At 69.6% G+C, this 19,838-nt stretch carries 4 protein-coding genes; 3 read left to right on the forward strand and 1 reads right to left on the reverse strand.

Translation table 11 applies throughout. From position 1 onward, the window contains the following. Positions 1–64 precede the first annotated feature (64 nt). Genes BXA00_RS00525 through BXA00_RS00535 form a run of 3 tightly spaced genes read left to right on the forward strand, consistent with a single transcriptional unit; the run spans position 65 to position 4,659 of the window. Complete coding sequence (locus tag BXA00_RS00525; protein WP_076515297.1) at positions 65–1,507, forward strand: diaminobutyrate--2-oxoglutarate transaminase; 1,443 nt, start codon at positions 65–67, stop codon at positions 1,505–1,507. Between the two features lie 42 nt (positions 1,508–1,549). Further along, positions 1,550–3,697: a TonB-dependent siderophore receptor gene (locus BXA00_RS00530; protein ID WP_076515298.1), complete on the forward strand. Its 2,148-nt coding sequence runs from the start codon at positions 1,550–1,552 to the stop codon at positions 3,695–3,697. Beyond that, positions 3,697–4,659: an alpha/beta hydrolase gene (locus BXA00_RS00535; RefSeq protein ID WP_076515300.1), complete on the forward strand. Its 963-nt coding sequence runs from the start codon at positions 3,697–3,699 to the stop codon at positions 4,657–4,659. The genes BXA00_RS00530 and BXA00_RS00535 overlap by 1 nt, the downstream gene beginning before the upstream one ends. A 78-nt stretch (positions 4,660–4,737) precedes the next feature. Here the strand turns inward: BXA00_RS00535 and BXA00_RS00540 are convergent, their stop codons facing one another. Then, positions 4,738–19,833, reverse strand: a complete 15,096-nt coding sequence (locus BXA00_RS00540; protein WP_076515301.1) for a non-ribosomal peptide synthetase — start codon at positions 19,831–19,833, stop codon at positions 4,738–4,740. Positions 19,834–19,838: the final 5 nt, after the last annotated feature.

Genomic DNA, 19,838 nt, shown 5'->3' on the forward strand with positions numbered 1-19,838 from the left:
GTCGCCCTGCCCATTCACCGGTCCGCGCCACCTTGCGCGCGGACCCTTTTGAAGGCGTATCACCATGGCTTACTCCCCCACCGCCGCGCAGGCGGATCAGGATCTGGCGCGTCAGCATGATGCGCTGACGGCCCCCTACACGCTGGGCGGCAACACGCTGCTGCAATACCAGGAGCAGCGCGAGTCGAACGCGCGCAGCTACCCCCGGCGCATCCCGCTGGCGCTCAAGCGCGCCAAGGGGATTTACGTCGAGGACATTGAAGGCCGCGTGTTCATTGACTGCCTGGCGGGCGCGGGTTCGTTGGCGCTGGGGCATAACCACCCGGCGGTGACCGAAGCCATCGAGGCGGCGCTGGCGTCGGACCTGCCGCTGCTGACGCTGGACCTGACCACGCCCGTGAAGGACCGCTTCATGCGGGACGTGTTCGACCTGCTGCCGGCGGGCTTCTCGCGCAACGCCAAGATCCAGTTCTGCGGCCCGACGGGGGCCGACGCGATCGAGGCGGCGCTCAAGCTGGTCAAGACCGCGACCGGCCGCGCGGACATCCTCGCGTTCCAGGGCGCGTATCACGGCATGACGCAAGGCGCATTGCAATTGATGGGCAACGTGCGGCCCAAGCAATCCCTGCGCTCCCCATTGGCCGGCGTGCAATTCCTGCCCTACGCGTACCAGTACCGCTGCCCGTTCGGGCTTTCCGGCAGCGCCGGCGTGCAGGCCGGGCTTCAGTACATCGGCACGGTCCTGAACGACCCCGAAGGCGGCGTGCCTCAGGCCGCGGGCATGATCCTGGAGGCCGTCCAAGGCGAGGGCGGCGTCATCCCCGCGCCGCTGCAATGGCTGCAAGGCCTGCGCGCGCTGACGCGCGCGGCCGGCGTTCCCATGATCCTGGACGAGGTCCAGTCCGGCTTCGGCCGCACCGGCCGCATGTTCGCCTTCGAACACGCCGACATCGAACCGGACGTGGTGGTGATGTCCAAAGCGATCGGCGGCGGGCTGCCGATGTCGGTCGTGGTCTACCGCGACGGCCTGGACCAGTGGGAGAGCGGCACGCACGCCGGCACCTTCCGCGGCAATCAGCTGGCCATGGCCGCGGGGTCCGCCACCATGAACGTGCTGCGCGCGGAAGGCCTGGCCGGGCATGCCCAGGCGATGGGCGAACGGCTGACCGGCTTGCTCCTGCAATTGCAGCGCGACCACCCCGAAGTGGGGGACGTGCGCGGCCGCGGCCTGATGCTGGGCGTGGAACTGGTCGACCCCTCGCTTCCCGCCGGCATGCCCCAGCCCGCCGCGCCCCGACTGGCCAGCGCCGTGCAGGCCGAGTGCCTGCGCCGCGGCCTGATTATCGAACTGGGCGGCCGCCATGGCAGCGTTATCCGCTTTCTGCCGCCGCTGATCATCACCGCGCGCCAGATCGACCGTGTATTCGAGATTTTTGAAGCTTCCCTGAGAGCCGCGCTGCATGCCCAAGGGGAAGCGGCCTTTCGCACCAACCGCAGTCAAACCTAAAACAACGGGCTCCTCGTCGAACCCGACATTGCACAGAAGACCATGAAAACACCTCGCATCACGGCGCGTTCGCGCGCACTTCGCCAACTGCCCTATCCCCTGCTGCTCGGGTTGGCCATCAGCACGCCGACCCAGGCGCAACAGGCCACCGACAGCGCCACGCCCACGCTGCCCGCCATCCGCGTGCGCGCAGATGCGATGGACGCCGCCACGGGGCCCTTGAACGGGTATGTGGCGAAGGAAACGTTGACGGGCAGCAAGACGCCGACCGCGCTGCGGGAGATTCCGCAATCCGTTTCCGTGGTGGGCGCGCAGGAAATGCTGGACCGTGGCGTGCAGACCGTGTCGCAGGCAATCCAGTATGTGCCCGGTGTGCAGATCAGCAACTTCGGCGGCGCCGAGGTTCGCAACGACTGGATCGTGCTGCGCGGCTTTGATGCCAAGATCACGGGGGATTTTCGCGACGGTCTCAGCCAGCTTCCCTACGACCAGATCCGCGCGCGCACCGATCCATACGCGCTGGAACGCGTGGAGGTCCTTCGCGGCCCGTCGTCGGTGCTGTACGGCCAGGTCGCCCCGGGCGGACTGGTTAATCGCGTCACCAAGCGGCCCACTGCCGAGTCCTTCGGCGAAATCGTCCTGCAGGGCGGCAGCTTCGACCGGCGCCAGGCCGCAGTCGACTTCGGCGGGCCCATCGATGACGAGGGCAAGTACCTGTACCGCCTGACCGGGATTCTTCGCAACGGAGGAACCCAGGTCAAGTACGACAGCGATCATCGCTACCCCGACGAACTGGGGTACATCGCCCCGGCGTTCACGTGGCGCCCGAACTCGGACACCAGCTTCACGTTGCTGACCAGCTACCAGCACGACCAGACCGACGGAGAGTCCCGCCCGGTCTACCCGACGCACGTGCCGGTGGGCGACTACGGCTTCAACAAGTACGACCGCAAGCAATACGCCATCGGCTACATCCTTGAACACCGTGTCAATGACGCGCTGACGCTGCGCCAGAACGCCCGCTACCAGCACGGCAAGCTGGATCAGCGCGACCTCTACAACCTGCGCCTGCTGGCCGACGGCCACACCATCAGCCGCTATGCGCTGGTGTCCAAGGAAAGCATGGATGGCGTGGTCGTCGATACGCAGGCCGAGTACCAATTCAACCTGGGCCGCGTCTCGCACACCCTGCTGGCGGGCCTGGACTACAAGTTCCAGGACGGCCAGCAATGGTATCGCCAAGGCCTGGCGCCGAATCTGGACCTGAACAACCCGGTCTACGACCAGGACATCCCGTATCCGTCCGCCGCCAACACCATCATCGACCAGAAGGATGTGAACCGTCAGCTGGGCATCTACCTGCAGGACCAGATCCGGGCGGACAAGGTCGTGGTGACGTTGGGCGCGCGCCAGGATTGGGCGCGCAGCTCCAGCAACAACCGGCTGACCGAGAACACCGTGCGCCAGCAGGACACCGCCTTCACCGGGCGCATGGGACTGGCCTATCTGTTCGACTCGGGCATCACGCCCTACGTGAGCTATTCCACGTCGTTCCTGCCGCAGAGCGGCGTCAGCATGGACAGCACCCCGTTCAAGCCTACCAAGGGCGAACAGTACGAGTTTGGCGTGAAGTACCAGCCGCCGGGCTCGAACAGCCTGATCGCGCTGTCGGTGTTCGACCTGACCCAGCGCAACGCGCTTACGCCGGATCCGCGCAACACGAACTTCAGCGTGCAGACGGGCGAGATCCAGTCGCGCGGCATCGAACTGGAAGGCAAGGCCAACCTGACGCGCGGGCTGGATGTGCTGGCGTCCTATACCTTGAATGACGTGAAGGTGACCCAGAGCAACAACCCGGCCGAAGTGGGCAACACGCCCATCGTCACGCCGCGCCACATGGCCTCGGCCTGGCTCAACTACACGCTGACCGACACCGTGCTGCAAGGATTGGGCATGGGCGTTGGCGTGCGCTATGTGGGCAAGACCTACGTCAATGTCGCCAACACCATCGAGAACGGCTCGTCGTTCATGGTCGATGTCGGCCTGCACTACCAGCTGCGCAACTGGCGCTTCGCCGTGGACGCAACGAACCTGTTCAACAAGGAAACCGTTGTCTGCCGCAACAACACCGTGAACTGCCGCTACGGCCTGGAACGCACGGTGCTCGCCTCGGTGGCGTACCGCTGGTGATGGGCACGCCGCATCCCGAGCTGGCCGCGTTTCTGGACCTGGTTGCCGCGGCCGGCAATCCACCCATGCACGAGGCCGGCATCGCGCAGGCCCGCGCGGACTATGACGCGGCCACGCCGATGCTGGATGCGCCGGGCGACCCGCGCGTCCTGACGCAAGACCTGAAGGTGCCCGCGCGGGATGGCGCCAGCATCCCCGCGCGCCTGTATCAGCCCGGCACGGCGGACCGCTCGGACCTGCCGCTCCTGTTGTTCCTGCATGGCGGCGGCTATTGCCTGGGCGGCCTGGCGTCCCATGATTCCCTGTGCCGGGATCTGGCGGCGCTGACGCCGTGCGCGGTGCTGGCGCTGGATTACCGGCGGGCGCCCGAGCACCGCTTTCCCACTGCCTACCTGGACGCACAGGATGCGTGGACGTGGCTGTTGGCGCCCGGCGCGCCGCTGGGGTGGCAGCCCGGCCGCGTTGCCGTGGGCGGAGACAGCGTCGGCGGCACGCTCGCCGCCGCGTTGAGCCTGCACGCGCGCGACGCGGGCGGCGTGGCGCCCGTGCTGCAGCTGCTGCTGTATCCGTGCACCAGCGCCAGTCCCGACTTTCCGTCCAAACAGCGCTACGCCACCGGCCACCTGCTGGAGGCCGCGACGTTGGACTGGATGTATGCAAACACCCTGAGCCGTCCCGAGGACGCGGAGGACTGGCGCTTCGCGCCGCTGGCGCACCCGGACCTGCGCGGCGTGGCGCCCGCCCATATCGCGCTGGCCGAATGCGACTTGCTGGTCGACGAAGGCACGGCATACGCGCGCCGGCTGGAACAGGCCGGTGTCGCCACGCGCCTGGATATCTACCCGGGCATGGTGCATGACTTCGCGCGGCTGGGGAACATCGTCGAACAGACGGCCGTCCTGCGCGCCGACCTGGCGCGCGCGCTGGACGCCGCCTTCAGGCGGAACGCCGTGGACGCCTGAGCGCGCAACACATCCCGGCGACCGGACGGCGCCATTCCTGAAGGGGTCACGGCCGCGATGGCAGCCGTGACCCCTTTCTTATGCCGCGACCTCCATGTCCAGCGCCGACAGCTGGGCCAACATCTGGTCCAGCATCCGGGCATCGCGGACGATGCCGTAATGATCGGTGTCGATATCCTGGCTATCCAGGGCCGCCTGGCGCAGCTGCGCGGCCAGTGCCTGCCGCTGCACGGCTTCGCGCGCAGGTGTCCACCAGCAGCGCGCCGGCGCGCGCACCGCGTCCACCGCCACCGTCTGCAAGGACAACGCCTGCAGGGCGCGCGCCACCAGGAAAATACGCGCCAGCTCGGCCGCGCCCATGCCCGCATACCCTTGCGTGGTGTCCGCCGTGGACAGCCATTGTTCAAGACGCGCCTGGGCGGCCGCCAACGAGATGGGCTCGTCGGCATGGCCGGCGGCGGGCGTTGCCGCGCCTTCGTGCACAGCCCGCGCACCGGGTGCGACCACCGCCGCAAAGCGGCGCAGGTCGTCGCGCCAATCCCGCAGCGGGCCGGTGTCGATTCCCGGCACATACGGATCGATCAGCCCCACATACGCCACCTGCTGCCCCTGCGCTTCCAGGCGCGCGGCGATCAGCGCGGCCAGCGTGCCGCCCAGCGACCAGCCGGCCAGGTGATAAGGGCCCTGATCCTGCAATGCCTGGATCTGCGCGCAGTAATCGTCCGCCATGCGTTCCAGCGACACGTCGCGATGCGCCGGATCGTCCAGCATGCGGCACGGCAACCCATAGACCGGCCGCACGCCGTTCAGGCGCCGGGCCAGCGGCTGATAGTCGAACAGCGTCCCCATGCCGGCATGGATGCAGAACAACGGCGCGCCCGCGCCCTGCCCGCCGTTCAGCGGCGTGGGCAGGGACACCGTGGCCGGCCCGGCCGTCTGCAAGCGCAGCAGTTGGCCGATGGTGGGCCGCTGCATCAGGTCGCGCAGCGTGAAACTCAATTCCGGGTTGCGCAACGCCCGCACCCGCGCCAGCACCTTCAGGCTCAGCAGCGAATCGCCGCCCAACTCGAAGAAGTTGTCGGTCTGGCCCACGCGGTCCACGCCCAGCACGTCCTGCCAGATCCCGGCCAGCACGCGCGCCGGTTCGGTCGAGGGCGCCACGAAATCGCGCTGCATGCCCGCCTGCGGGGCGGGCAAGGCGGCGCGGTCCAGCTTGCCGCTGATCAGGCGGGGCAGCGCGGCCAGCACGGTGAAGGACGCCGGCACCATGTAGTCGGGCAGGTGCGCGGCCAACTGGCCACGCAGTTCGGCCGCCAGACCGGCCCCCTCGCCCGCCGCCGGCACGACATAGGCCGCCAGCTTTTTGCCGCCCGCGTCTTCATGCACCACGACCGCCGCCTCCGCCACGCTGTCCAGCGCCAGGATGCGCGCTTCGATTTCTCCCAATTCAATACGGAAACCGCGGATCTTCACCTGATGATCGCCGCGCCCCGCGTACTCGATGTTGCCGTCGCCCATCCAGCGCACGATGTCGCCGCTACGGTACATGCGCGCACCGGGTTCGCCGAACGGGTTGGCTACGTAGCGGTCCGCGGTCAGATCCGGGCGGCCCAGATATCCCCGCGCCACGCCATAGCCGCCGATATAGAGCTCGCCCAGATGGCCGACCGGCACTTGTTGCAGGTCGCCGTCCAGCACGTAGACTTCGCGCGCGCCCACGGGCTTGCCGATCGGCGCATAGGCGCAGTCGAAGCTTGCGTCGGCCGGCGTCTTCCAGATCAAGGGCGTGACCACGGTCTCCGTCGGGCCGTAGCCATTGATCAACCAGTTGGGCCGCAGATGCTGGCGCACGCGTTCGTAGGCGGCGCGCGGCATGGCTTCGCCGCCGAACACGTACAGGTCCACCGGCGGCGCATCGCCTTGCGCCGCCGCCCATTCCGCCATCTGATTCAGATACGCCGGCGGAAACGCGACGTGACTCGTCTGGTGCCGTCGCAACGCGTCCAGCGCCTGCTCGGCCGTCCACAAGTCCGGACCGCGCACGGCCAGCTCCGCACCGGTGGTCAGCGCGGTCAGCCAGCGCTCGTGCGCGCCGTCGAACGAGAACGACATGAACAGAAGCTCGTGCGAATCGGGCGTCAGGCCGTAGATGCGCGCCGTCGCACGGCAATGCATGGCAAGCGGGCCGTGCGTGACGGCCACGCCCTTGGGCTTGCCGGTCGAGCCCGATGTGTAGATGACGTACGCCATGTTGTCGGGCGACAGCGCCACCGCGGGATCGTGCGGCGGTTCGTCCGCCACGGCGGCCGCGTCGTAGGCCAGTACCTGCACGCCCTCGCGGCGCGGCAGGTGGCCGGGGGGCTCGGCGCCCGTGATCACCAGCGACATGCCGCTGTCGTCGATCACATAGGCCAGCCGGTCCGCCGGATGCTCCAGGTCCAGCGGCACGTACGCGCCGCCCGCCTTGAGCACGGCCAGGAAGGCCACCACGGTATCCAGCGACCGCGGCATGGCCACGCCCACGCGCGATTCCGGCCGCACGCCAAATCGGACGAGGCGCTGGGCCAGGCGGTTTGCGTGCAGGTCCAGTTGCGCATAGCTCATGCGGGTGTCGCCCAGCGCCAGCGCGCATGCCTGTCCACGGGCCAGCGCATGTGCGCGGATCTGCTCGTGCACGTAGCCGTGCCGACCCGCCGCAACGACGGGTTGATCCGGATCCACGGACCACCTGGCCAAGGCGGCTTGCTGTGCGCCGTCCAGCCAGGTCAGCTCGCCCACCGGGCGCGATGGCGCGGCCTGCATCTGCGCCAGCACGTGCTCCAGTTGCGCGCGCAGGCCCGCCGCCATCGCATCGCCTAGCGTGGCGCGCGCGTAGCAGTACTCGATCTCCAACTCCTGATTGGCCACGACCTGCAGGTCCATGACATAGCCCGTCAGGCCCGAGCCCGCCACCGGGCCGAAGCGCAGGCCATAGCGTTCATTGCGCTTGAGCGTTTCGTCGATCGGGTAGTTCTCGAACACCAGGATGCTGTCGAACAAGGGGCGGCCCGACGACCCCGCCCAGCGCTGAATGTCCGACAGCGCGGCATGCTCCTGCTCGCGCAAGCGCACGTTGGTCTGCTGCAGGGCCTGCAGATAGGCGGACACCGACTGCGCGGGATTCCGGCTGACTGGCACGGGCAGCGTGTTGATGAACAGGCCCAGGATGTCCTCGACGCCCGCCAGCGTGGCGGGACGGCCGGCGACGGTTGCGCCGAACACCACCGTGTCTTGCTGCGTGTAGCGCTGCAGCACGATGGCCCATGCCGCCTGGATGACGGTGTTCAGCGTGACGCGCTGCGCCTGTGCCAGGGCGCGCAGCGCCTGCGTGGCGGACTCGTCCAGGCGGGTGTAGATTTTTCCGTACGGGGTTTGCGCCGCGCTGTCGGCGGCTGGCGCGTGAGGGTGATTCGCCACGATGCTCTCTGCCGCCTGCGCCAGCAGCGTCGGGCCGTCCAGCGCGGCCAACGCTCCCTTCCAGAAGCGCTCGCTGTCGGCACGGTCCTGTGCGCCAAGCCAACGCGCATAGTCGCCATAGCCCGGACCCGCCGCGGGCAGCGGCTCGCCGCCGTAGGCCCTCAGCCATTCACCGATCAGGCGCGACGCGCTCCAGCCGTCCAGCAGCAGGTGGTGATAGGTCCATATCAGCTGATAGCTGTCCGGACCCAGCCGGATCAGCACCACCCGCGCCAGGCGCGCCTGCGCAAAGTCCATCTGGCGCGCCAGCTCGGCGGCCGCATAGGCGGCAGCATCGCCGGCCACGACCGGGTCGCGCCAGTCTTCCCGAACGATGTCGGGGCGCGCCGCCGTCAGCACCGCCTGCAACGGGCGCTTCATGCCCGCCCGCCACAGGAATGCCGTGCGCAGCACGGGGTGGCGCGCAACCATGGCCCGCCAGGCATCGGCCAGCCGATCACCATCCACGCCGTCGAGGCGCACGCTCAACTGGTTTACGTACAGCCCCGTGCCCTGCGCCTCCAGGGTATGGAACAGCATGCCTTCCTGCGTGGGCGACAGCGGGTACACGTCCTGGACGTCGTCGGCTTCCCAGCCCAGCTCGGCCAGCGGCGGTGCGTCCGGATAGTCGGCCAGCGACTGCGCCGCCCGTCCGACCGCGGCCTGACGCGGCAAGACGCCCTGCAACGGCGCCGCCACGCTGGCCAGATCGGCCACGGTCTGCCGCTCGAACACCTGACGCGGCGTGACCTGCCAGCCCGCCTGGCGCAAGCGCGCCACGATCTGCAGACTCAGGATCGAGTCGCCGCCCAGTTCAAAGAAGTTGTCGTGGCGGCCCACCTGCGCCGCGCCCAGCACTTGCGACCAGATGACGGCAAGCGCAGTTTCCACCTCGCCCTCGGGCGCCGCGTAGCCCTGGCTGGCCGCGAACTCGGCCTTGGGCAGGACCTTGCGGTCCAGCTTGCCGTTGGCGTTGACCGGCAAGGCGTCCAGCGTGACGAAGGCAGCCGGCACCATGTAGTCGGGCAACGCCGCCGACAACGCGGTTCGCAGCGCGGTGGTGTCCACGGCCGCGGGCGCCACATACGCCACCAGCCGCGCGCCCGACGGGCCTTCCTGCGCCAGCACCGCCGCCTGCTCCACGGCTGGGTGGGCCAGCAGGCTGGCTTCGATCTCGCCCAGTTCAATCCGCAGGCCGCGGATCTTCACCTGATGATCCAGGCGGCCCAGGTATTCCAGCTGGCCGCCTTGCGTCCAGCGCACCAGGTCGCCGGTGCGATACAGCCTGTAGCCCTGCCCGTCCGGATCCGCGACAAAGCGGTCGGCGGTCAGGCCCGGGCGGTTCAGATACCCGCGCGCCAGGCCCACCCCGCCCAGATACAGCTCGCCCGGCACGCCGAGGGGCACGGGGTTCAGTTGGGAGTCCAGCACCCGCGTGCGGATACCGGCGATGGGATAGCCGATCGGCACCACGCCACTGCCATCGTCCACGCACGTCCAGTGCGTCACGTCGATGGCCGCTTCCGTCGGGCCGTACAGGTTGTACATCCCGGCCTGGGGCAGCAGCGCCAGGCAGCGCGCTTGCAGGTCCGCGCCCAGCGCTTCGCCGCTGCAGACGATGCGGCGCAACGTGGCGCATGATTGCGCGCCCGCCTGTTCGGCATGGCTGATGAAGGCGTGCAGCATCGACGGCACGAAGTGCAGCGTGGTGACGCCCTGTTCCTGGATCAACGCCGACAGGCGCGCCGGATCCCGGTGCTCGCCCGGCGCGGCCAATGCCAGCCGCGCGCCGGTCATCAGCGGCCAGAAGAACTCCCACACCGACACGTCGAAGCTGAACGGGGTCTTTTGCAGCACCACGTCGTCCGCCGTCAGGCCGTACGCCTGCTGCATCCACGCCAGGCGGTTGGTCAGCGCAACGTGCCGGTTGGCCGCGCCCTTGGGCTTGCCGGTGGAGCCCGAGGTGTAGATGACGTAGGCCAGATTCTCCGCGTGATGCGGCGTGTCGGGCGCGGTCTTCGGTTCGGAGGACACCTCCAGCTGGTCCAGCGCCAACAGGGTCGTCGACGGCGACAGCGCGCCCATCCGCGGCGCCAGGGCCGTCTGTGTCAGCAACAGCGGCACGCCGCTGTCTTGCAGCATGTACGCCAGGCGATCATCCGGGTAGTCCGGGTCCAGCGGCACATAGGCCGCGCCCGCCTTCAGCACCGCCAGCAGCGCCACCACCAGGTCCAGCGACCGTTCGGCGGCTATTCCCACGCGGTCTTCGGACCGCACGCCCAGGCGCTGCAAGCGATGCGCCAGCTGATTCGCGCGGCGGTCCAGTTCGCCATAGGTCAGGGACGCATCAAAGCACGTCACCGCGACGCGGTCGGGCCATTGACGCGCCTGCCGTTCGAACTGGCGATGCACCGGCAAGGCGCCAAATTCCGCCGCCACGGCGTCGGCCAGCGGCTGGCCGCGCTCCCATTGGTTCTGCAAGCGCAGATCCGCTTCCGGCAGAATCCGCACACCCGCGATGGGCTCCGCCGGGGCATGCATCAGCTGGCGCAAGGCCAGGTCCATGCGCGCCGCCAGGCGGTCAATGGCGGACCGGCCAAATTGCGCCCGGTCGTAGGTAAAGCGCAGTTCCAGCTTGTCGCGCATGGCCACCACCAACGACAGCGCGTAGCTGGCCTGGTCCCGATGCGTCAAGCCTTCGAATCGCAGGCCGGCAGGCGCGCCGGCCTGCAAGACGGCATCGACCGGATAGTTCTCGAACACCAGCAAGGTGTCGAACAGCGCCTGGCCGTTGGCCCCGGCCCAACGCTGCACGTCGGCAAGCGGCGTTTGCTCCACTTCGCGCGACGCCACATTCTGCGCCTGCAGCGTCCGAAGCCAATCGCCCGCCGTGGCGTCAACCCGCGTCGGCACGATGACCGGCAGGGTATTGATATACAAGCCCAGCGTTTGCTGCGCACCCGGCAGGCTGTCGGGACGCCCCGAGGTCGTCGCGCCAAACGCCACCGTGCCCTGCCCTGTGGCTTGCGCCAACACCAGGGCCCATGCCGCCTGCACCACGGTGTTGACCGTGACGCGCTCGCGCCGCGCATAGGCTGCCAAGTCCTCGCTCGCCGCCGCATCCCAGCCGGCCAGCACGTCTTCGTGGCCCGCGCCGCGGGCCGCTCCGCCTGAAGCGGGAGACAGCAGCGTGGGCGCGTCCAGCTCGCGTAGCGCCGCTTTCCAATACCGCTCGATCGCCACGGCGTCTCGCGTCCCCAACCATGCCAGGAAGTCGCGGTAACGGCCGCCGCCCCGTGATACGGGTTGCGCCGCATACGCGCTCAGCACTTCGCCCAACAATTGCGACACGCTCCAACCGTCAAGCAGCAGATGATGATGCGTCCACACCAGGTGATAGGCGGTCTCCGATATACGCGCCAAGGTCAGGCGCAGCAGCGGGGGCCGGCTCAGGTCGAAGCCCCGCGCCAGGTCACCCTGCGCGATGGCGTCCAGCCGAGCGCGCAAGGTCGATGTCGGTTCCGACCCCGGCTGCACCGCGCGCGCATCGATCACCGCATACGGCAAGGCCACTTCGCGCGCCACCCACTGCAGCGGTGCGCCCGCCCGTTGCACAAAGCCGGTGCGCAGTACGTCGTGGCGCGCCAGCGCCGCCGTCCACGCCGCACGGAAGCGTTCCACGTCCAGCCCGTCGATATCGACGCGCAACTGGTTCACATAGGCGGGCGGCTGTCCTTCGTCTGCCGCCGCGTCCCACACGCTGTGAAACAGCATGCCCGCCTGCATCGGCGTCACCGGGTAAATGTCTTGCCATTGGGTCGGCGGCGCGGGTATGTCCAGCGTCCGCAGGCTTTCCCAGGTCAGGCCCGCCAGCGGGAAGTCCGATGGCGTCACCCCATGCGCGCCGCTCACGCAATGCGCCACCAGCGCGCGCAAGGCCGCTTCAAAGTGCCGCGCAAGCGCCTGCATGCGGGCAGGTTCGTGACGCTTGCCGCTATAGCCCAGCGACATACGCAGCTGCCCGTCATGAACCTGACCGTTAAAAGTCAGATCGTGGCCCAGCGGCGCGGCCTCGTCCTGGCCCGCCCCGGGCGCTTCGGCGGCGATGCGCCAGCCGGCATCGCCTGCGGTCACCGTCTCGAATTGGCCCAGGTAGTTGAACAGGACCGGGGCTTGCGGCAGGTCGCGCAACGCATCGGCCAGCACGCCATACCCCAATCCGTGCGAGGGCACGGCGCGCAGCGCTTCCTTCACGCGCATCAGCCGTTCCCCGGGCTCGCCTTGCGTGTCCAGCACCACGGGATACACGCTGGTGAACCAGCCCACCGTGCGCGACAGGTCCAGTTCGCCCGTCGCGTCCTCCCGGCCGTGGCCTTCCAGGTCGATGCGCACCTGCTTCAACCCGCCCCACTCGCCCAGCGCCTGCGCCAGCGCGGCCAGCAGCAGGTCATTGACCTGCGTGCGGTACGCGCCCGGCGCGTCCTTGAGCAACGCCTGGGTCGTCGCGCGGTCCAGCGCCAGCGCGACGCGCTGCTGGTCGCCGACGCGGTTCGCGCCCTGCGCGTTGTCGCAGGGCAAGGCATCGCCCGCCGGCAGCGCGCGCCAATAATCCCGTTCCGGTTCATACGCCGCGCGCGAGTCCAGCAAGCGCCGCGCCCACGCGCCGAAGCTGGCCGAACGCGCGGGCAGCGTGATCGCCCCGCCCGCCAGCGCCTGGGTGTAGGCCAGTTGCAGGTCCGCCAGCAGCACCCGCCATGACACGCCGTCCACGGCCAGGTGATGGATGACCAGCAGCACGCGCGACGTGCCATCGGCAACCTGCATCAGCACGGCGCGCAGCAACGGACCGTGCTCGATGTCCAGGCTGCGCTGCGCGGCGTCGCACTGCGCCTCGATGTCGGCCACCGGCACATCGCTGCGTAGCCACAGCATGTCCGCCCTGTCCGGGGCAGCCTCATAGCGCTGGCGCCACGCGCCGTCTTCGCGCTTGAAACGCAGGCGCAGGGCGGCGTGCTGCGTAGCCACGGCCTGCAAGGCGGCGGACAGCGCTTGCGCATCGACAGGCGCGTCGCCATGCAGCAGCACGGCCTGGTTCCAGTGGTTGTGGGACGCCAGCGGCAATGCCAGGAAGGCCGCCTGGATCGGCAGCAGCGGCAGATCGCCGACCGCCTCGTCGGTGGCGTCCTGCGCCTGCGCGGCCACCGCCACGCTGGCTAGATCGGCCACGGTCTGCCGCTCGAACACCTGGCGCGGCGTGACCTGCCAGCCCGCCTGGCGCAAGCGCGCCACGATCTGCAGGCTCAGGATCGAGTCGCCGCCCAGTTCAAAGAAGTTGTCGTGACGGCCCACCTGCGCCGCGCCCAGCACTTGCGACCAGATGGCGGCAAGCGCAGTTTCCACCTCGCCTTCGGGCGCCGCGTAGCCCTGGCTGGCCGCAAATTCCGCCTTGGGCAGGGCCTTGCGGTCCAGCTTGCCGTTGGCGTTCACGGGCAACGCGTCCAGCGTGACGAAGGCGGCGGGCACCATGTAGTCGGGCAACGCCGCCGACAACGCGGTTCGCAGCGCGGTGGTGTCCACGTCTGCGGGCGCGACATACGCCACCAGCCGCGCGCCCGACGGGCCTTCCTGCGCCAGCACCGCCGCCTGCTCCACGGCCGGGTGGGCCAGCAGGCTGGCTTCGATCTCGCCCAGTTCGATCCGGAATCCGCGTATCTTCACCTGCTGGTCGATCCGGCCCAGGTACTCCAACTGGCCGTCCTGCGTCCACCGCACCAGGTCGCCCGTGCGGTACAGGCGCTGGCCGCTCCCCTGGGGATCCGCAATGAAGCGCTCGGCCGTCAAGCCCGCCCGGTTCAGATAGCCGCGCGCCAACCCGGCGCCGCTGACATGGAGTTCACCGGGCACGCCGATCGGCGCCACGTTCAGTTCGCTATCCAGCACATGCAGCCCCAGGTCGGGGATGCGCGCGCCGATCGGGCTGCCGCCCGCCGCCACGTCGGCCAGGGTCAGACGGCGATAGGTCACATGCACCGTCGTTTCGGTAATGCCATACATGTTGACCAGTGCCGGCGACTGGTCGCCGAAGTGGTCGAACCAACGTTGCAGCTTGCGCGGCTCCAACGCCTCGCCGCCGAATATCACCTGCCGCAACGCGAGCCCCGACGCGGCAGCGGCCGACTCGTACAGCCCCGGCGTCTGCATCAATTGCAGGAACGCCGAAGGCGTCTGGTTCAGCACGGTCACCTGCTCGCGCCGCAGCAGCGCCAGGAACGCCTCGGGATCCCGGCTGACGGCATGCGGCACCACCACCAGCCGGCCACCGGTGCATAGCGCGCCAAACACCTCCCACACCGAGAAGTCGAAGGCGTAGGAATGGAACAGCGTCCACACGTCGGCCGCGCCAAAGGCAAACCAGTCCGCCGTCTGCGACAGCAACCGGCACACCTGGCGGTGGCACAGCTGTGCGCCCTTGGGCCGGCCCGTCGAGCCGGACGTATAGATCACATAGGCCAGATGCTGGGGGTGGGTCCGCGCAGCAGGGTCGTGCGCCGGGCTGGCCTCCAGCGCCAGCGCGTCCAGGTTCAGCACCGCGACATCCGGCAGCGCGGACGCCAGCCAGGGCAGGCGGTCGTGCTGCGTGGATTCGGTCAGCACCACCGACACGCCGCTGTCCTGCGCCATGAAACGCAAGCGGTCTTCGGGATAGTCCGGGTCCAGCGGCACATACGCGCCGCCCGCCTTCAGCACCGCGACCATGGCGATCACCATGTCGGCGGATCGCGCCAGTGCGATGCCCACCTTGGCTTCCGGGCGCACCCCCGTGGCGATCAGCCGATGCGCCAGCCGGTTGGCGCGCGCGTTGAATTCCGCGTAGGTCAGCGTTTGGCCGTCTATCGTCAGGGCCGGCGCGTCCGGGCGGGCGCGCGCTGCCGCTTCGATCAATCCGTGGATCGTGGCCGCCCCAAAGGCCTCGTCAGCCGCCGGCCGCGCGAGCGGCGCACCGCTCCAGGCGCGCAGGCTGGCGCGCTCTCGGGGCGACAACAAGGCAACGCGGTCCACGCGCAGCGACGGGTCGCTGACCAGCGCCTGGAGCGCGGCGGCGTAATGCCCGGCCAATTGCGACATGGTGCGCGCGTCGAACAGTTCTTGCGCGTACAGCAGCGTCACCTGCACTCGGCCGTCAGCCAACTCCGCCGTGTTGCAACTGAGCTCGAACTGCGCGGCCTGTTCGCCGAAGGCGTAATCCGTGACGCGCAAGCCGGGCAGCGCCTGCAAGCCGCGATAGTCGGGGCGCTGGTGGTTGAACAGCACCTGGAACAACGGGCTATGGCCGTCGCGCTCGGGCTGCAGGGCGTCGACCAACTGTTCGAATGGCAGATCCTGATGCGCCTGGGCCTCGCGCGCCGCATCCCGCGCCTGCAGCAGCAGGCCGTCCAGCGTGACGCCTGGCGAGCAATCGGCGCGCAGCACCTGCGTGTTGACGAAGAACCCCACCACCCGGTCCGTGTTGCCGCGATGGCGGTTCGCGATCGGTGTGCCGACGCGGATGTCCGTCTCGCCGCTGTAGCGGTGCAATACCGCCTGAAACCCTGCCAGCAGCGCCGCAAACAGGGTGGCCTGCCGCGCCTGGGCGGTGGCGCGCAACTCGCGCGCCGCCTGCGCTGTCAGATAGAACGTGTGCCGCGCCGCCCGATACTGCGCTCCCGGTCGGCGCACGCCATCGGCGGGCAGCTGAAGCACCGGCTGCGCGCCGCCCAGGCGCTGCACCCAGTGCGCTCGCTGCCGCGCGCCTTCCCCCTCAGCCAGCCATCGCCGCTGCCACGCCGCATAATCCGTGTACGCAATGGACAGGGCGGCCAAGGCCGCCGGCCGCCTTTCCACATACGCGCGGTAGAGCTCGGTGAACTCCTCCACGATGATCTGCATCGACCAGCCGTCCGACACGATGTGGTGCATTACCACCACCAGCACATGATCGTCGTCGGCCTGCCGGATCAGCCCCAGCCGCAGCAGGGGGCCGGTTTCCAGGTCGAACGGCGTGCCGACCCACGCCTGTACGCACGCCAGCGCGTCCAGCGGCGTGCGCGCATCGTGCGTCAGCCACGTGACCGGCCCCGGGTCGGCCACCACGGCCTGCGCCTGCCCATCGGCGGTGGCCACAAAGCGCGTGCGCAGGCTGGCGTGACGCCGCACCAGATCATTGAACGCGGCGTTCAGCGCGTCGCGGTCCAACGTGCCGCGCAGGTGCAGCGCGCCATTGACGTGGTAGGCCGTGCTGTCCGGATCCATGCGCCACAGGAACCACTGGCGCTGCTGCGCGTGCGACAACACGCCGACCGCGTCGGCGCCGGACCGGGCGACGGGTTCGTCCACCGGCGCCGCCTCCTCAGGCGGGTCCGCCGCCGCCGTGGCGGCCGTGGGCGGGCTGATCGCTGCCGCCAGCGCTTGCAGCGTCTGATGGTCGAAGAGCTGGCGCGGCTTGATGGCCAGCTTCTGCCGCCGCGCGCGCGCCATCACCTTCAGGCTCAGGATGGAGTCGCCGCCCAGTTCAAAGAAGTTGTCCGACCGCCCCACTTCGGCCACGCCCAGCACCTCGGCCCAGATTGCCGCGAGCGCGGTTTCAACGGGACCGCCCGGCGCATCCGCCGCCGTATCGCGCGCCGCCTCCAGCGTCCGCGGCGCCGGCAACGCGCGGCGGTCGAGCTTGCCGTTGGCATTGAGCGGCAGCGCGTCCAGCAACGTGAATGTCGCCGGCACCATGTAGTCGGGCAAGCAGGCGGCGAGCGCGTCGCGCAGCGCCGCGCCATCGATGACCGCGCCCTGGCGCGCCACGACGTACGCGTGCAGTTGCAGCCGGGTGGCGTCTGCATCGTCCTCGCCCCGCGCCACCACGGCGCAGTCGGCCACGCCGGGCAAGCCGCGCAACACCACCGCGACCTCGCCAGGTTCGACGCGGTAGCCGCGGATCTTCACCTGATCGTCCATGCGTCCCAGGAACACCAGGCTGCCGTCGCCACGCTGCCGCACCCGGTCGCCCGTTCTGTACATGCGTTGACCCGGCACGTAAGGGCTTGCCACATAGCGGTCGGCCGTCAGGCCGGGGCGTCCCAGATACCCCCGGGCAACGCCCGCGCCCGCCAGATACAGTTCACCCTCGGCGCCCCGCGGCACCGGGTTCAGCCAGGCATCCAGCACATAGGCCTGCATATTGGGCAACGGCGCGCCGATCGGCAACGCCTGCAACGGGCCGAATTGCGCCTGCACCGCTGCCTGCGTCAACGCACCGACCGTCGTTTCCGTGGGGCCGTAGTGGTTGACCACCCGGCACTGCGGCGCCAGCGCCGCCACGCGGTCCAGCAGGGCGCGCGAGCTTGCCTCGCCGCCCAGCACCAGCGTGTGGCGCGGCAGCACGTCGGCGGGCCGCGCCGCCTGCAACAAGGCCTGCAAGTGGCTGGGCACGATCTTCAGCACATCCACCTGGTGCTGCGCCATATAGGCGGCGAAGCGGTCGGGGTCGAACACGCAGTCCTGGGTCACCAGGTGCAGCGTGCAGCCGGTGCACAGTGCGCCGTACAGCGTCGTATGCCCCAGGTCCGCGGACACCGTCGACACCATGGCCATGGCGCGCGCCGAACCGGGCAGCGCAAAACGGTGCAGCATGCCCTGCACGTAGTTGCTCAGGGCGCCCCGGCTGACCACCACCCCCTTGGGCACGCCGGTCGAGCCCGACGTGTAGATCACGTAGGCCGCCTGATCCGGATGCACGGGCGCCCACGTCGATGCCGGCGCGGACGGATCCGGCGGAAGCGACGCGCTGATGGGCAGGCGCGGGATCTCCGGCGCCCATGCCGTGTCCGCATCGCTCAGGATCAGGGCCGCGCCGCAGTCTTGCGCCACATGCTTCAGCCGTTCCTGCGGCAAGGCCGGATCCAGCGGGACATACGCGCCGCCTGCCCGCAACACGGCCAGCATGGCCATCACGAAGCCGCTGCCGCGCGGCGCGTGGACCGCCACGCGCACGTCCGCCGCCACGCCACGCGCCTGCAACTGTCCGGCCAGGCGTTGCACGGCCTGTTCCAGCTCCGCATGGCTCAATGCCTGCGCATCCTCTTGCAGGGCGATGCCGCCCGGCTGCCGCGCCGCCGCGCGGGTCCACAGGGCAAGCAGATCGCGGTCTTCCCACTGCGCGGCTTCGCCATCGAGCCGGCTGGCGTCCTCCGGGATGTCGAGCAGCGCCACCGGCAGGTCCGGCTGGGCCGCACCCTGGCGCAGCAGCGCCGCGTAGGCCTGCGCCATCCGTGCGATGGTGTCGGCATCGAAGATGTCTTGCGCATAGTCGAACTGGCAGCGGATCTCATCGCGCCGGATCGTGACGTCCAGGCTCAGGTCAAAGTGCGCCTCCCGGCGCGCCGCATCGTCCACGCCCTGCATCGCCAGGTCCGCGAAGCGTGCGGGCATGGCGTCGGCCGAATCCGCCTGCTCGGTGCATTTGACCTGGAACAGCGGGTTCAAGCCCGGCGTCCGCGTGGACACGAGCTCGGAAACCAGCAGGTCATACGGGCAATCCTGGTTGGCCTGCGCATCCAGCAGCGTCGCGCGCACCGCCCCGACCAGCGCCGCCATGCCCTGGCCGGCGTCCACCTGCGTGCGCAGCACGCTCATATTGGTCAGGTAGCCGATCAGCCCATGCGTTTCGCGCCGGACGCGATTGGCCAGCGGCGCACCCACCACGATGTCTTCCTGCCCGCAATAGCGCGCCAGCGTCAGCTTGAAGGCCGCCAGCAGGGTCATGAACACGGACGCGCCGCAGCGCTGCGCCAGGGCCCGCGCCGACGCGGCCAGATCGGCCGGCAAGGTCAGGGTGCAGGCGCCCGCCGCCGCATCGCGGCGCGCCGGCCTGGGCCGATCCAGCGGCAGCCGCAGCGGCTCGGGGTCCTGGCCCAGGCGCTCGCGCCAGTATTGCAACTGCGTCGGCAGTTGGCTGGCGGCATACCATTCACGCTGCCACAGCGCGTAATCGCCGAACTGGATGGGCAGCGATGGCAGCGCGGGCGGCTGCCCGTGGGCCTGCGCCTCGTAAAGCGCGGCCAGATCGCGCAGCAGAATGGCCTGCGACCAGCCGTCCGCCAGCATGTGGTGCATCGTCAACGACAGCCAATGCTCGTTGGCCGACAGCGATATCAACGTGACCCGCCACGCCGGCGCACGCGCCAGGTCGAAGGGCCGCGTCGCGTCGTCCTGGCACAGGGCGCGCGCCGCCGCCTCGCGCGCGTCGCCGGTCACCTGTTCGACGCGCTCGTGCCGCCATGCGGCCACGGCCTGCGGCAAGACCCGCTGCATCGGCGCGTCATTCGCGTCCACCTCGAAGACGCTGCGCAGCACGGCATGCCGCTCGGCCAGCGCCTGCACCGCCTTGTGCAACGCGTCGGGCTGCAATGCGCCGTGCAAGGCCACCACGCCCGCCATGTTGTAGGCGGACGACTCAGGCGCCATCTGCCACGTCAGCCACAGCCCTTGCTGCGCATACGACAGCGGATACGCCGCCACGTCCGGAAACGGCACAATCGGCAGGCCGCCGGGGTCGATGCCTTGGGCAACCAGCTTGGCCAGCAAGGTCTGGCGCTGCTGCGCGTCAAGCTTCGCGATGCGTTCGGCCAGCGTGCGGGGATCGATTGCCATGGTGC

This window comes from Achromobacter sp. MFA1 R4 (genome assembly GCF_900156745.1).
Taxonomy (GTDB): Bacteria; Pseudomonadota; Gammaproteobacteria; order Burkholderiales; family Burkholderiaceae_B; genus Achromobacter.